15 protein-coding genes are annotated in these 14,420 nt (G+C 67.6%); 9 read left to right on the top strand and 6 right to left on the bottom strand.

Translation table 11 applies throughout. The features are described 5' to 3' along the window. Positions 1–4 precede the first annotated feature (4 nt). Together AU072_RS09815 and AU072_RS09820 are read right to left on the bottom strand one after the other, a co-directional pair. Positions 5–1,570: a glycoside hydrolase family 13 protein gene (locus tag AU072_RS09815; protein ID WP_064413613.1), complete on the bottom strand. Its 1,566-nt coding sequence runs from the start codon at positions 1,568–1,570 to the stop codon at positions 5–7. Beyond that, positions 1,570–1,965 carry a globin gene (locus AU072_RS09820; RefSeq protein ID WP_064413614.1) on the bottom strand — a complete coding sequence of 132 codons (396 nt, stop codon included), beginning with the start codon at positions 1,963–1,965 and terminating at the stop codon, positions 1,570–1,572. The genes AU072_RS09815 and AU072_RS09820 overlap by 1 nt, the downstream gene beginning before the upstream one ends. Positions 1,966–2,104: 139 nt before the next feature. On the opposite strand from AU072_RS09820, the gene AU072_RS09825 reads away from it, so the two are divergent. The 3 genes from AU072_RS09825 to AU072_RS09835 are packed head-to-tail and all read left to right on the top strand — an operon-like array spanning position 2,105 to position 3,555. Next, complete coding sequence (locus AU072_RS09825) at positions 2,105–2,773, top strand: HNH endonuclease (RefSeq protein WP_064413615.1); 669 nt, start codon at positions 2,105–2,107, stop codon at positions 2,771–2,773. A gap of 25 nt (positions 2,774–2,798) precedes the next feature. Continuing rightward, positions 2,799–3,083 (top strand): aa3-type cytochrome oxidase subunit CtaJ, encoded by a 285-nt coding sequence (ctaJ, locus tag AU072_RS09830; RefSeq protein ID WP_174523728.1) that lies wholly within the window; start codon positions 2,799–2,801, stop codon positions 3,081–3,083. Then, positions 3,070–3,555, top strand: a complete 486-nt coding sequence (locus AU072_RS09835; protein WP_064413616.1) for a DUF5130 domain-containing protein — start codon at positions 3,070–3,072, stop codon at positions 3,553–3,555. The genes ctaJ and AU072_RS09835 overlap by 14 nt, the downstream gene beginning before the upstream one ends. 104 nt (positions 3,556–3,659) lie before the next feature. Here the strand turns inward: AU072_RS09835 and AU072_RS09840 are convergent, their stop codons facing one another. From AU072_RS09840 to AU072_RS09850, 3 genes are all read right to left on the bottom strand, one after another. Beyond that, positions 3,660–4,010, bottom strand: coding sequence for an HNH endonuclease (locus tag AU072_RS09840; RefSeq protein WP_110765718.1), 351 nt, complete (start codon positions 4,008–4,010; stop codon positions 3,660–3,662). Positions 4,011–4,100: 90 nt separating this feature from the next. Beyond that, a complete protein-coding gene (gene pepN / locus AU072_RS09845; RefSeq protein ID WP_064413618.1) occupies positions 4,101–6,686 on the bottom strand; it encodes an aminopeptidase N in 2,586 nt (861 codons plus the stop codon). Between the two features lie 50 nt (positions 6,687–6,736). Next, positions 6,737–7,120: a DUF732 domain-containing protein gene (locus AU072_RS09850; RefSeq protein ID WP_082680750.1), complete on the bottom strand. Its 384-nt coding sequence runs from the start codon at positions 7,118–7,120 to the stop codon at positions 6,737–6,739. Between the two features lie 200 nt (positions 7,121–7,320). Between AU072_RS09850 and AU072_RS09855 the strand changes: the two genes are divergently transcribed. The 4 genes from AU072_RS09855 (at position 7,321) to AU072_RS09870 (ending at position 11,076) form a co-directional block, all read left to right on the top strand. After that, positions 7,321–7,941, top strand: coding sequence for a mycothiol-dependent nitroreductase Rv2466c family protein (locus AU072_RS09855; protein WP_064413619.1), 621 nt, complete (start codon positions 7,321–7,323; stop codon positions 7,939–7,941). A gap of 113 nt (positions 7,942–8,054) precedes the next feature. Continuing rightward, a complete protein-coding gene (locus tag AU072_RS09860; RefSeq protein WP_064413692.1) occupies positions 8,055–8,528 on the top strand; it encodes a ribose-5-phosphate isomerase in 474 nt (157 codons plus the stop codon). Positions 8,529–8,530: 2 nt separating this feature from the next. Beyond that, positions 8,531–9,337, top strand: a complete 807-nt coding sequence (locus tag AU072_RS09865) for an Fpg/Nei family DNA glycosylase (RefSeq protein WP_064413620.1) — start codon at positions 8,531–8,533, stop codon at positions 9,335–9,337. 50 nt (positions 9,338–9,387) lie between these two features. Continuing rightward, positions 9,388–11,076 carry a cation:proton antiporter gene (locus tag AU072_RS09870; RefSeq protein WP_064413621.1) on the top strand — a complete coding sequence of 563 codons (1,689 nt, stop codon included), beginning with the start codon at positions 9,388–9,390 and terminating at the stop codon, positions 11,074–11,076. Between the two features lie 13 nt (positions 11,077–11,089). Here AU072_RS09870 and AU072_RS09875 read toward each other — a convergent pair whose 3' ends face one another. After that, positions 11,090–11,866, bottom strand: coding sequence for a hypothetical protein (locus tag AU072_RS09875; RefSeq protein WP_064413693.1), 777 nt, complete (start codon positions 11,864–11,866; stop codon positions 11,090–11,092). A gap of 164 nt (positions 11,867–12,030) precedes the next feature. Between AU072_RS09875 and AU072_RS09880 the strand changes: the two genes are divergently transcribed. Both AU072_RS09880 and AU072_RS09885 read left to right on the top strand, forming a co-directional pair. Next, the gene (locus AU072_RS09880; RefSeq protein WP_064413694.1) at positions 12,031–12,744 is read left to right on the top strand and encodes a GAF domain-containing protein; all 714 of its coding nucleotides are present in this window, start codon (positions 12,031–12,033) and stop codon (positions 12,742–12,744) included. A gap of 186 nt (positions 12,745–12,930) precedes the next feature. Beyond that, positions 12,931–14,397, top strand: coding sequence for a sugar transferase (locus tag AU072_RS09885; RefSeq protein ID WP_235629837.1), 1,467 nt, complete (start codon positions 12,931–12,933; stop codon positions 14,395–14,397). The last annotated feature ends 23 nt before the right edge of the window (positions 14,398–14,420 follow it).

Genomic DNA, 14,420 nt, shown 5'->3' on the forward strand with positions numbered 1-14,420 from the left:
AGGGCTACACGAGCCAGGCGGCGCTGTCGGGCGGCAGGGCGCCGTCGGACACCTCTGCGCTCGCCAGCAGGACCTGACCCTCCGGCAGCGGTATCGGCCGCGGGCCCGCGTTCAGCACGCACACCAACCCGCCGGTGCGGTGAAACACCAGGCTGTCGGCAGGAGAGTCCAGCCACTCGACCGTCGGCCCGTCGAACTCGGCGCGCTGCGAACGCAATTCGAACGCCCGACGGAAGAACGCGAGCGTCGAGGACGGATCGGCCAACTGCTTCTCGACCGTCAGCACCGCCCACTGCGGGGGGATCGGCAGCCAGGTGTCCGGATTGCTCGAGAAACCGAACGGAGGTGCGTCGCCGCCCCACGGCATCGGAATCCGGCTGCCGTCGCGCCCGCGGCGGGTGTGCCCGGACCGCTCCCACACCGGGTCGCGCAACGCCTCGTCGGGCAGTTCGACGTTCGGCAGGCCGAGTTCCTCCCCGTTGTAGATGAACACCGGTCCCGGTAGCGCCAGCATGACCAGAGCCATCGCCTTGGCGCGGGCCAAGCCCACGGCACCGCCACCGTAGCGGGTCGGCACGCGGTCGACGTCGTGGTTGGCCAGCGTCCAGGTCGGGACGGCGCCTACCAATTCCGCTGCGGCCATCGAGTTCTCGATCGCATGACGGATGTTGGCGGCGTCGAACGTCGCGCGCAGAAGCCGGAAGTTGAAGCCCAGATGCAGTTCGTCGGGGCGCACGTAGCGGGCGAACTGTTCGTTGTCGTAGACCCAGACCTCGCCGATCGCAACGGATTCCGGATAGTCGTCGAACACCCGCCGGATCCGGCGGTGGATCTCGTGCACGCCGTCGTTGTTGAACCGGGGATCGTCGTCCATCTCGGCCAGCAGCATCTCCCGTCTCACGACCTTCATGTCGGGTAGCCCGGGCGGCTTGGCCATACCGTGCGCGACGTCGATGCGGAAGCCGTCGACGCCGCGCTCGAGCCAGAACCGCAGCGTCTGTTCGAGGTCGTCGAACACCTCGGCGTTCTCCCAGTTGAGGTCGGGCTGCTCGGCGTCGAACAGGTGCAGGTACCACTGGCCGGGGCTGCCGTCGGCTTCGGTCACCCGAGTCCATGCCGGGCCACCGAAGATCGACACCCAGTTGTTGGGAGGCTGCGACCCCTCGGGCCCGGTCCCGTCGCGGAAGATGTAGCGCTCGCGTTCCTGGCTGCCCGGGCCCGCCGTCAGGGCCGCCTGAAACCACGGATGCGCGGAGCTGGTGTGGTTGGGCACCAGGTCCATCGTCACCTTCATGCCCAGGTCATGTGCGGCCGCGGTGAGCCGGTCCAATGCCGCCATGCCGCCGAACAGCGGGTCGACGTCGCGCGGGTCGGCCACGTCGTAGCCGTTGTCGGCCATCGGCGAGACCATCACCGGGTTGAGCCAGATAGCGTCGACACCGAGCGCCTTGAGATAGTCCAGCCCGGCGGTCACGCCGTCGAGGTCGCCGACGCCGTCGCCGTCGCTGTCGCGGAACGAGCGCGGATAGACCTGGTAGAACAGCGCGTCAGACCACCATGGACCCGTCATCAGAATGGCGCGTTCACCATCGAATGTGCGGCCATCTCCAGGTAGGCCAGCAAGTCTTTGCGGTGCTCGTCGTCGAGCGTGTCCGAGTCGATCTCCGCGACCGCGGTGTGCATGCACCGAAGCCAGGCGTCGCGTTCGATGTAGCCGATCCGGAACGGAACGTGGCGCATCCTCAACCGCGGATGCCCACGCTGGTCGGAGTAGGTGCGGGGGCCGCCCCAGTACTGCTCGAGGAACATCCGCAGCCGCACCTCGGCCGGTCCGAGGTCCTCCTCGGGGTACAGCGGGCGCAGGATCTCATCCTCGCGGACCAACTCGTAGAACCGCGCCACGATCGCGCGGAACGTCTCGTGGCCACCGACTTCGTCGTAGAACGACCTCTGTGGCTGTGTCACGCCACCATTGTTCCTTGTTGCTGGATTGGCCAGGTCAGGCGGGCGCGGCACCCGAAGTTCACCGGACTGACCTGCGAACACGTCGAGAATTGTCGTGCGATTCACAGGAATCCGTGGTGAACTGTCGGACGGAGGACGTATGGCGCATCGCAAGAAAGGCCCGTCCAAAAGGGCCGGACAGCGGAGTCACGGTGCCGCGACCGCCCTATCCGGGTCGGTGGTATCGGGCGCGCAGACACGCGTCCTCCACAGCGTCGACATCCATCCACCAAGTACCGCCGAGGGCTCGATCTGGGGCCGTCGCCGCGTCCTGCTGCTGAACTCCACCTACGAACCGTTGACCGCTCTGCCCATGCGGCGGGCGGTCATCATGTTGATGTGCGGTAAGGCCGACGTCGTGCACGACGATCCCGGCGGGCCGGTGATCCACTCCGCGACCCGGTCGATCGTGGTGCCCTCGGTGATCCGGTTGCGCTCCTACGTGCGGGTGCCGTACCGGGCGCGCATCCCGATGACGCGCGCGGCGCTGATGCACCGCGACCGGTTTCGCTGCGCCTACTGCGGCAGCAAGGCCGACACCGTCGACCACGTAGTTCCGCGCAGCCGCGGGGGAGTGCACTCGTGGGAGAACTGCGTGGCGGCCTGTTCGCCGTGCAATCACCGCAAAGCCGACCGGCTGCTCACCGAGCTGGGGTGGTCGCTGCGCACGGTGCCCGTTCCGCCGAAGGGGCAGCACTGGCGGCTGCTGTCGAGCGTCAAGGAACTCGACCCGTCATGGGTCCGATATCTGGGCGAGGGCGCGGCGTAAACGCGGCTGGTATACGGTTTGCGACGTGAGCACCACAACGACAATCGCGCTACTGACCTTGGTGCCGCTCGGGCTGACGGCTGTACTTGCCCTGTTGATCTGGCGCAAGAAGGGCCCGCACCCGGCGAGCTACAAGCTGTCCGACCCCTGGAAGCACGCCCCGATCCTGTGGGCGTCCGACGAGCCCGCGGATCACGGGCACGCGACCGGACGCAGTGTGGCGGCCGACTCCGCGGCCCATGGCGGAAACGTGGGAGAACACCAGTCCAACGCGGTGACGATTGGAGGCGGCGCCAGTGGCAAGTGGTGACGTTGCAGTGACCGGCCATCGGGCCGCGGTCGAGCGCACGGACCTTCCGATGGGCTGGGTGGTCACCTCCAGCGGCCGGATCTCCGGTGTCACACAGCCGGGCGAGCTGTCGCTGGACTATCCCTTCCCGACCAAGGACCTGGTGTTCCTCGACGACGCGCTCAAGTACGGGTCGCGGGCTGCCAAGGCCCGTTTCGCCGTGTACATCGGCGACCTCGGTGACGACACCGCGGCCACCGCGCGCGAGATCCTGGCTCAGGTGCCCACCCCGAACAACGCCGTGCTGCTCGCGGTCTCGCCCGATCAGCACGCGATCGAGGTGGTCTACGGCGCCGACGTGAAGGGACGCGGCATCGAGGAGGCCGCCCCGCTGGGCGTCTCCGCGGCGGCCGCGTCGTTCAAAGAGGGAAACCTGATGGACGGGTTGATCAGCGCGGTGCGGGTGATGAGCGCCGGCGTCACCCCGGCCTGACTCACCGTTCTGTTGCGCGACGGTGCGTGTTCCCCTCGCAAGCGGTGGGCCCAGCACACGACACGCCGCGGTAAAGCAGCGTTATGCGCACGCTCGTGGGCGCTTCACGGTGCATCGAGTGCGAGCGCAGCACGAATTTCGACGTAACGCTCGAGGAAGCGTCGCTCATCGAGACGCTTGCGCCGCAGCCACGCGGTGACCTCGTCGTTGCACTTGCTGGTGTTGCACGAGGCGCATGCCGGTACGACGTTGTCGATCGTGTACCGCCCGCCGCGCGAGATCGCCATGACGCAGTCGCGCTGCAGCGCTCGATTTGTCGCGCCGCAATAGGCGCAGCCCTGCCACGCGTCCTTGAGCGCTTGCCACTGGGCGGGCGTGAGGTCGTTGTCGACGGCAGCGATTCGACGCTTGCGCCTGCGGGCCGCCCTGGCCCGGCGAGTTCTGCTGACCGCCACGCGCTCAGCATGCACCGCGAGCGACCGCTGTTGTACGCCCGGAGGCGGCGTGTCGCGGCGCAGACACGGTCGCTCGCGCGAAGGAGTGCGCTAGCCGACGTCGAAGGCGCGGGCGCGCAGCGACCGCTCGACGCCGGCGCGGCCCTCGATCACCAGACGGCGCAGCGGGGGCGGCACATCGGGGTCGGCGAGAAACGCGTCGGCGGCGGCCAACCCGTCCTCGCTGATGTCCCACGACGGGTACAACCCGATGACCACGGTCTGGGCCACCTCGCTGGATCGCCGCTGCCACACGCCTGCGATCGCGCCGAAATACTTGGCGCGGAACGGCTGTAGCAACTCCTGCTGACCGGGCTGCACGAAGCCGCCGATGATCGCGCGCGCGGTGATGTTGGCCAGCGTGTCGTCCTCGATCACCTGCTCCCACGCCGCTTCCTTGACCGCCAGCTCGGGGCGGGCAGCCGCCGCGGCCGCGGCGTGCCGACGTCCCGCCGCGGTCGGATCGCGCTGCGCCTCGGCGTCGATGAACGGGGTGTCCATGCCCTCGGAGTCGACGGCACCCGCGGCGGCCAGCGCGGTCACGATGCGCCACCGCAAATCGGTGTCGACGACGAGACCGGGCAGGCCCTTGAGCGCGGGGTCATCGTCCAGTAGCGCCGAGAGCACCTCGACGTGCCGCGGGCTCAACACCGATCCGCACAGCGCGTTGACGTAAGCCAGTTGGTGGTCGGAGCCGCCTTCGGCGCCGCGGGCCAAGTCGAGCAGCCGGTCGGCGAACTCGGGCCAGCCGGACGAGCGCGCCCACTGCGGGTCGGCGTAGGAGTTCAGCGCCGTCTGGGCCTGCAGCAGAAGCCGTTGCAGCACACCGACTTCGGTCTCGGCATGCACGCCCCCGCATACCAGCGACACGAAGTCGCGGGCCTTGAGCTCGGCCTCGCGCGTCATCTCCCACGCCGCCGACCACGCCAGGGTGCGCGGCAGCGGCTCGGCGATGTCGGCGATGCGCGTCAACACCGTCTGCAGCGAGTCCTGGTCCAGCCGCAGCGAGCAGTACGTCAGGTCGTCGTCGTTGACGAGGATCAACTTCCCGCGTGGAACCCCTTGCAGCGCGGGAACATCCGTACTCGAACCTTCGACGTCGAGTTCCTCGCGATGCACCCGCACCAGCTTGCCGGAGCCGTCGTCGTCGTAGATCCCGACCGCGAGGCGATGCACCCGGGTCTCACCGGCGCCGGGTGCGGCCCCGCTCTGGTCGATGGCGAACCGGGTGAACCGGCCGTCGGCGTCCAGGTCGAAGTCGGGTCGCAGGGTGTTGAGGCCCGTCGTCTTGAGCCACTGCCGGCCCCATCCCGACAGGTCGCGCCCCGACGCCTTTTCCAGCGCGCCTAGCAGGTCACCGAATGTGGCGTTACCGAAGGCGTGGTCGCGGAAGTAATCGCGCAGACCGGAGAGGAACTCCTCCTCGCCGACGTAGGCGACCAGTTGTTTGAGGACGCTGGCCCCTTTGGCGTAGGTGATCCCGTCGAAGTTCACCTCGACGGCCGCCAGATCGGGGATGTCGGCGGCGACGGGATGCGTGGAGGGCAGTTGGTCCTGCCGGTAGGCCCACGACTTCTCGACGTTGGCGAACGTCGTCCACGCCTCGGTGTACTCGGTGGCCTCGGCCTGGCACAGCACCGAGGCGAACGTCGCGAAGGATTCGTTGAGCCACAGGTCATCCCACCACTGCATGGTGACCAGGTCGCCGAACCACATGTGGGCCATCTCGTGCAGGACGGTCTCGGCGCGCCGTTCGTAGGAGGCGCGTGTCACTTTGCTGCGGAAGACGTAGTCCTCGAGGAACGTCACCGCGCCCGCGTTCTCCATCGCGCCGGCGTTGAACTCGGGCACGAACAACTGGTCGTACTTGCCGAACGCGTACGGGATGCCGAAGTTGTTGTGGTAGAAGCCGAATCCCTGCTTGGTCTCAGTGAACAGCCGTTCTGCGTCCATGAACTCGGCCAGCGAGTTGCGGCAGAACAACCCCAGGGGAATGTCGCCGTGGTCGTCGCTGTACACGTCGTCCCAGCGCGCGTACGGGCCCGCGACGAGCGCGACCAGATACGTGCTCATCCGTGGTGTCGCTGCGAAGGTGTGCCGCTTGGCTGCGCCGGCGTCCTCGACGTCGACGGTGGCGCCGTTGGACACGACCTCCCAATGTGAGGGTGCTGTCACGGTGACGTCGAAGGCCGCTTTGAGATCCGGTTGGTCGAAGCACGCGAACATCCGCTTGGCGTCAGCGGTTTCGAATTGCGAGTACAGGTACACCTCGTCGTCGACGGGGTCGACGAACCGGTGCAGGCCCTCTCCGGTGTTGGAGTAGCGGCAATCGGCATCGACGACGACGACGTTGTGCGCGGCCAGCCCCGTCAGCGGAATACCGGTCGATTCGTCATAGCCCGACACGTCGATGTCGCGGCCGTTGAGGGTGGCGCGGTGGATGGTGTCGGCCGCGATGTCGATGTAGGTGTCGGCGCCGGCGAGGGCGTCGAATTCAACGGTCGTCGTGGACCGGAAGGTGCGCTCGCCGGGCTTGCCGGTGCCGTCGGTCAGATCGAGTTGGATGCGGTAGCTGTCGACGGTGACCAGGGCGGCGCGTTCGACGGCTTGGTCACGGGTCAGGTTGGGAAGTGCCACGCGACCAACCTATAGCCCGCGCCGCCCCACGGCGCGTCGCACGTCCGGCGTCAGAAACCCGGTATCGCCCGCGCGGCGGGCAGCCAGTCCATCACGGTGCCGTTACCCACCGATGCCAGCATCTGCGGGCAGTACATCGAGATCGCGATGCCGGTGAAGAACGCCGCGATGTCGGGTGGGATGCCGTTGTCGGACACCTGCGTGTAGACCTTCGCGAGGTTCTTGCCCGGTTCGACGAGCATCGGGCATACGGATTCCCCGAGCGCGACCATGTTCACGGGGTTGTCGACGGACATGCCTGCGCCGCGAAGTGCGGCCAGGAAGGCGTCGTCGGTCGTGTCGGCTTGGGCCGGTGCGGCGAGCGTCGTCGTGACCGCCGCCAGGCCGACCCCCAACGCCAGAGCGCGTAGTGGAAGATCAACACATCTATTCACTTCGGTAACGATTCTTCACATTGGTCACATCAGGAACACGGTTCGATCACCGTTTGCACTCTTAGGCGTTTCTCATATCGCGGCGCGCGAAGTGGGCGGCTATAGGCGCCGCCGCGGGGAACACTGCGTGCATGACCGCGGTTGTCAGGACTGGACCCAACAAGCATCCTGCTCACCCCCGCTCCCGGAAGGAATCGCCCATGTCCGAGAAGTCCGTCGCAGAACTCTGGTTCGACCCGCTGTGCCCGTGGTGCTGGATCACCTCGCGGTGGATCCTCGAGGTCGAGAAGGTCCGCGACGTCGAGGTGAGCTTCCGGGTGATGAGCCTTGCGTTGCTCAACGAGGGCCGTGACCTGCCCGAGGAGTACCAGGAGGCGATGAAGAAGGCGTGGGGGCCGGTGCGCGTCGCCATCGCCGCCGAACAGGCCAAGGGGCGAGAGGTCCTCGGCGCGCTGTACACCGCGATGGGAACCCGCATCCACAACCAGGGCTACCGCGAGACCGACCCCGATTTCAGCCGGGTGATCGAGGAGTCGCTCGCCGAAGTCGGCCTACCCGCCGAACTGGCCGACGCCGCCTCCACCGACAAGTACGACGAGACGCTGCGCAAGAGCCACCACGAGGGCATGGACCCGGTCGGCGAGGACGTGGGCACCCCGACCATCCATGTCAACGGCGTCGCTTTCTTCGGGCCCGTGCTGTCACGGATTCCGCGCGGTGAGGAGGCCGGCAAGCTGTGGGACGCCTCGGTGACCTTCGCGTCCTATCCCCACTTCTGGGAACTCAAGCGCACCCGCACGGAGTCGCCGGAACTCGACTGATCGCCCGAACCAGTCGGCGGCCTGGGTGCCGCGAGACGTACACCTGGGTCGTTCGCTCGCCGAGATCACGACCCTCATGTCGATTTCGCGAGCACCGAAGTAGGGTGACCGCCATGCGCGTCTACTTGGGAGCCGATCACGCCGGCTTCGACCTCAAGCAGGCCATCATCGAGCACCTGCGCGTTTCCGGGCACGAGCCGATCGACTGCGGAGCCTTCGTCAACGACCCCGACGACGACTATCCGGCGTTCTGCATCGCCGCCGCGCAGAAGACGGTCGCCGACCCGGGCAGCCTGGGCATCGTGCTCGGCGGCTCGGGCAACGGCGAGCAGATCGCGGCCAATAAGGTTCCCGGCGCACGGTGCGCGTTGGCGTGGAGCGTTCAGACCGCCCAACTGGCACGCGAGCACAACAACGCTCAGCTGATCGGTATCGGCGGGCGCATGCATAGCCTCGAGGAGGCGCTCGCGATCGTCGACGCGTTCGTGAGCACCCCCTGGTCGGAAGCCGAACGGCACCAACGTCGTATCGACATCCTCACCGAGTACGAACGCACCCACGTCGCGCCTCCGGTGCCCGGCGCCTAGGGATGCCCGAAGGCCACACGCTGCACCGGCTCGCACGGTTGCATCAGCGGCGCTTCGCTCGCGCACCGGTGATGGTGTCCAGCCCGCAGGGCAGGTTCGCCGACGGCGCCGCTGCGGTCGACGGGCGGGTGCTCAAGAAGGCCACCGCATACGGCAAGCATCTCTTCCACCATTACGAGGGCGGCCGGGTGGTGCATGTGCATCTCGGGTTGTACGGCACGTTCACCGAGTGGCCGCTGCCCGCGGGGACGATACCGCCGCTGCCGGTCGGACAGGTCCGGATGCGGATGATCGGCTCCGAGTACGGCACCGACCTGCGGGGCCCGACGGTGTGCGAGGTGCTCGCGGAGCCGGAGATCGCCGACGTCATCGACCGCCTCGGCCCCGACCCGCTGCGCCGCGACGCCGACGGATCCCTGGCCTGGGCCCGAATCCGTAAGTCGCGCAGGCCGATCGGGGCTCTGCTGATGGACCAGACGGTGATCGCCGGCGTGGGCAACGTGTACCGCAACGAGTTGCTCTTCCGGCACGGCATCGACCCGCACCGGCCGGGCATACGCATCGACGAGGACGAGTTCGACGCGATGTGGACCGACCTCGTCGAGCTGATGCGGATCGGGTTGCGGCGCGGCAAGATCCACACCATCCGCCCGGAAGACGACCACGGGCTGCCGTCGTATGGGCCCGGTCGCCCCCGCACCTACGTCTATCGGCGGGCCGGCGAGCCGTGTCGGCTGTGTGGCACCGAGATCCGCACCGAGGTGATGGAGGGCCGCAACCTGTTCTGGTGTCCGACCGACCAGACGTAGCCACCGCGGCTGAGTCACCGTGACGACCGCACCTCAGCGACAATCGGCGCGTGGAGTTGATTCTCGTCGTCGTCGGAGCCATCGTCGTCACCGCTGTCGCACACCGGCGCGGCCTGGAACCGGCCCTGGTCATCGTCGTCCTCGGCGCCGCGGTGTCGTTCCTGCCCGATTTCGAGCCGCCCGAACTCGATTCGCACATCCTGCTGACCGTGGTGCTGCCGCCGCTGCTGTACTCGGCGGCGCTGAACTTCTCGTTCCCGACGTTCCTGCGCAACATACGGCCCATTCTGGGCCTCGGCGTCGGGCTGGTCGTCGTGACCGCATTCGCGGTGGCGGCCTCGGCGTGGCTGGTGGTCGTGCCCCTGACATTCGCCACCGCGCTCGTGCTGGGCGCAATCGTCGCACCGCCGGACGCGGTGACGGCGGTCGCGGTGGGACGCAAGCTGGGCCTGCCGAAACGGGTGATGGCGATCTTGACGGGGGAGAGTCTGATCAACGACGCCGCAGCGCTGACGCTGTTCTCGATTGCGGTGGTTCAGGTCACCGGCGGACACATCTTCATCCACAACCCGTTCCTGCTGTTCGGTTACAGCGCGGTCGTCGGACCGATCGTCGGCGCGCTGCTCGGTTTCGTGACGTTGTGGATCCGCAGGCGGCTGGCCAATCCGGGGCTGGAGACGGTGCAGGGCCTCGTGGTGCCGTTCGCGGCGTTCATCGTCGCCGAGGAGCTGCACGCTTCGGGGGTGTTGGCGGTCGTCGTCGCCGGCTTCGTGGTGGCCAACGGCACGCTATCGGCCGGCTACCAGACCCGGCTGCAGGAACGCTATGTGTGGAACTCGGTCGACGTGTTGCTCGAGGCGTTCGTGTTCGCCTACATCGGCTTGCACCTGCGCTTCGTGCTCGAGGACCTGCAGGAGGCACACGAGTCGCTCGCCGAGGTCGCCGTGGCGTCGCTGGTCGTCCTGGTCATCGTCTTGGTGATCCGACCGCTGTCGGTGTTCGCCATCTTCGGGCGCAACAAACTGTCCCAGCACGTCGAGACGCGGTTGAGTGTTCCCGTGCCCGCGAGCGGAGGCCGCGGCGCGCTGGGAACCCGGCGGCGCAGCAACCCGCCGGGTAGGTGGCGTTCACGCATCGACCGGCGGTCACTGTCCTGGCGGGAGAACGTGGTCGTGTCGTGGACCGGTATGCGCGGGGTGGTGACTTTGGCTGCGGCTGCGGCCATTCCGGCGACGACGGTCACCGGCGAGCCGTTCCCCGAGCGGGCCACCATCCAGGCCATCGCCTTCGTGGTCAGCGTCGGCACGCTGTTGCTTCAAGGGTCGACGCTGCCGATCCTGATCCGGCGGCTGCACATCTCGCGGTTCTCGGATGATCACGCGGTCGACCGCGAGGAAGAACTCAAAGCCGAACGCGTCGTGCACGACGCCGCGGATCGGGTGCTGGCCGACTTCCGGGCCAATCCGCCTGCGGGCCTGAGTCCCCGCGTGGCCGCCGAGATCGAGGCGACCATCGCCCGGCACTCGCAGGACGCCGACGAGATGCCCGACCCGGACGCGCACACGAAGCGTTCGGAGGTGTTCGCCGCGCTGTACCGCGACGTGCTCGCGCACCAGCGGGCGGCTCTGATCGCCGAACGCGACGAGGGCCGCATCGAAGACGAGGCGGTCCGCGCGATGCTCGAGCGGCTCGACCTACAGGAGGCCGGGGTGTCGGCGCGTCTGGAGAGCCGGCTGTAAGGACCGCGCCGCGTCAGAAGCCGCCGAAATCGCCGAAACCGCCGCCGATGTCGCCGCCACCACCCCAGTCGCCGCCGCCCCAATCACCGCCACTGTCACCACCCCAGTCGCCGCCGGGATCCTGACCCTGGTCGAACCCTTGGTCGTAGCCCTGGGCGAAGCCCTGCTCGTAGCCGCTGCCGTGCATGCCGGAGAACAACGCGTCGAACAGCAGCACCGAGCCCAGGCCCCAGGCCCCGGCGACGAGCGCGGGTTTCCACCATGGTTCGGAATACCAACCCGCGGGCACCGGCCGGCCCGCGACCCGGCCGCCGGGGTAATAGTTCGGGGTACGCTCCGACGGCGTCGGCGAGGCCTCGATCTGGCGGCCCTCGAAGTCGACCTTGCGATCCTCGGTCACCGTGCCTGCCGACCGCTGGCCGGCGAGCGTTTCGAGTTCGGGGCCGGGATCCATGCCCATCGCCACGCGAGCGGCGCGCACGTAGTAGAGGCCTTCGAGCGCGCTCTCCTTGGCCAGCAATGCCTGCTTGGCGGTGTTGGCCTGGTCGATCTGCGACCCGGCCGCGGTGTAGCGCTCGGATGCGTCGGCCAGCGCCTGCTTCGACGCCTCGTCGGTTCCGGTCAGGCTGATCACTTGTCCGCCGAGACGTTCGATGACGCGGCGCGCGTCGGCCTTGGCGTCGTCCAGGGAGGCGACCTTGCGCCGGTCGGAGGCCCTCGTCGCGGCGTAGGCAACGACGCCGAGTGCGACGATGACCAGGACGACGAGAACGAGCAGAACACCGTTCATGCGGACCAGCGTACCTAGGTCCACGGCCCGGACCCGATGACGAACGGCTGGGTGGGCGTCGAACGGTGCGCCGTGCTGTGGGCGGGTTCAGGGAAGGCTCGGGCAAACCCGATCGATGGCCGCCCGATTTCTGTTCGCGCGTCAATTTGCGTACCGTGAACAGAGTGAGGGAGTGGGTACGCAGATTCGACGGCTTCCTCAACCGCCTGCTCGAAGAGCATGCGCGCGAGGCGGGGGAGAGCGTCGACACCTACGTCGCCCGTGCGGTCGCGAGACAGATGGCGATCGATTTGAGGCGCGCCGACGATCCGGCCATCGACGATCTGCAAACTCATCTGGTGGCGTCAGGCGTGTTCGACGAGACCGCGATGCCGGACGTGTCGGAGGTCATCACCGACCCGGACCGACTTGCCGCCCTCCATCGGACCGGCTTACTCGACTCTCCGCCGGAGGCGATCTACGACCGGATCACCCGGGCCGCGGCCGAAGCGCTCGACGCCCCCTTTGCCCTGGTGTCCCTCGTCGACGTCGACCGACAGTTCTTCAAGAGCTCGGTCGGTCAAGAGACCGCGTCCCCCGAGGATCGGCAGACACCGCTCGAGCGTTCGGTCTGCCAGTACGCGGTGGCCAATGGCGCGCCGTTGATCCTGGAAGACGCGCGGGCCGATCCGACGTTCAAGCGGCATCCAGCGGTACGGGACGGGACGGTAGTGGCGTATCTCGGCATACCGCTGATGGACGAGGCCGGCAATGCCGTTGGGACACTGTGTGTGTACGACACGAAGCCACGCCTGTGGAGTACGGGTCATCTTCAGGTCCTCAGTGATCTCGCCGCGCTCGCCGCAGAACGCATGTTTCACGGGCGCACTGGCTCGTAGCAATGAGGCAAGCTGCTGCCGGCACCCGAATCGCCGGGATTTTCGGCGGCATAGCCTAGACTGGCAACGTTTTCGATCGCAGGTACTTCTAGAGGGCTGGGTTCCATCGGGGGGAACATGCAGGCTGATGCGGATGCGTCCACCCGTGATTCGCAGCCTCGGCTCAGGTCCACGGTGCCGCAGCTCATGGCCATGCCGCCGGCCACTTCTCGCGGTGGGAAGTCCGGCTGGGTCGAGACCTTTCGCGCCGAGTCCGGCTACGTGGCGCTCACCGTCGGTTTGGACATCTGGTCCGCGGCGTGGGCAGTCGCAATAGCGCTGTGGTTGACGCCGGGTCCCGTCGCGGAGCGAAATATCGCAGCACTCTCGTGGCTCTTCGTCCCCATCGTCGTGGTGATCATGCACACGCGGTCGTTGTACAAGCGCAGGCTCGGTCACACCTTCCTCGACGACTTCGAACCCGTCGAAACGTCTGTGGCGGTGTCGGCGCTGGCGACGCTCACCGCCTTCATAGTGTTCGTGCCTGAATTGCCGACCGGTTCGGTGGTGGGGGACTACGTTCGCCCAAGCGAGGTGGTCATCCGGATCTGGGTCTGTGCCGCCATCCTGCTGCCAGCGAACCGCCTCATCCGATCGTTGATTCAGCGCTACCTGAGGCGGCGGCACGGCTTCGGATCCTCGGCGCTGATTGTCGGTTCCGGTCCGTTCGCCCGTCAGCTCATCACCCGGATGCGTCAGCTCCCCGACTACGGACTACACCCCGTCGGGGTGCTTGACGACGTTCGTCCTGCGGCCGCGGAGTTGGACGACGTACCGTACTTCGGATCCACGGCCAATCTGGAGGTCGTCGCTGCGGCCACCGGCGCCAAGGAGCTCATCGTGGCGCCGTCGTCCACTCCCGACGATGAGCTGGCCCTCGCGGCTCAGCTGGCACACCACCTCGGACTGCGCGTGCGGGTAGTGCCCCGCTTGATGGACGTCATCGGCGGCGGAACGTACGTCGACCACCTCGGTGGCATCCCGCTGCTGGTGCTCAGCCATACCAATCCGAAGGGCTGGCAGTTCGCCGTCAAGCACGCCATGGGCCGCACGATCGCGGCGATCCTGCTGGTCCTCATCTCGCCCCTGTATCTCACGCTCGCGATCCTGGTGAAGCTGAGCTCCCCGGGCCCCGTCTATTTCCGTCAGGAACGCGTCGGGCGCGACGGCAAGGTTTTCGACTGCCTGAAGTTCCGCAGCATGCGCCCCGTTGGCCCGGCCACGAATGCGTTCGCGCTGAAGGAAGGTTCGGCCCCCGGCGGTGTGGAAGGCGACGACCGACGCACTCCCATCGGCAAGTTCATGCGCAAGGCATCGCTCGATGAACTACCGCAACTGGTCAACGTGCTGCGCGGGGACATGACACTGGTCGGGCCGCGGCCTGAGCGACCGGAGTTCGTCGAGCTCTTCGAGATGCAGGTCCGCCGCTACGGCGACCGCCACCGGGTGAAGGCGGGCATCACCGGTTGGGCACAGGTGCACGGGCTTCGGGGTCAGACCTCGATCGCCGACCGGGCGGAGTTCGACAACTACTACATCGAGAACTGGTCGCTTCTCCTCGACTTCAAGATCATGGTGCTGACAGTCCTTGCGGTGCTGAAACCCGCAGAGTAGGGACAACTCCAGCCGGCGAGGCC

Origin of the sequence: Mycolicibacterium novocastrense (assembly GCF_001499835.1) — a bacterium.
Classification (GTDB): Bacteria; Actinomycetota; Actinomycetes; order Mycobacteriales; family Mycobacteriaceae; genus Mycobacterium; species Mycobacterium novocastrense.

Bases quoted from the DNA above. Each gene is read 5' to 3' on its own strand.
- AU072_RS09860 (WP_064413692.1), top strand. From the start codon at position 8,055: ATGCGCGTCTACTTGGGAGCCGATCACGCCGGCTTCGACCTCAAGCAG.
- AU072_RS09885 (WP_235629837.1), top strand. From the start codon at position 12,931: ATGGCCATGCCGCCGGCCACTTCTCGCGGTGGGAAGTCCGGCTGGGTC.
- AU072_RS09855 (WP_064413619.1), top strand. From the start codon at position 7,321: ATGTCCGAGAAGTCCGTCGCAGAACTCTGGTTCGACCCGCTGTGCCCG.
- AU072_RS09875 (WP_064413693.1), bottom strand. From the start codon at position 11,866: ATGAACGGTGTTCTGCTCGTTCTCGTCGTCCTGGTCATCGTCGCACTC.
- AU072_RS09865 (WP_064413620.1), top strand. From the start codon at position 8,531: ATGCCCGAAGGCCACACGCTGCACCGGCTCGCACGGTTGCATCAGCGG.
- AU072_RS09815 (WP_064413613.1), bottom strand. From the start codon at position 1,570: ATGACGGGTCCATGGTGGTCTGACGCGCTGTTCTACCAGGTCTATCCG.
- AU072_RS09825 (WP_064413615.1), top strand. From the start codon at position 2,105: ATGGCGCATCGCAAGAAAGGCCCGTCCAAAAGGGCCGGACAGCGGAGT.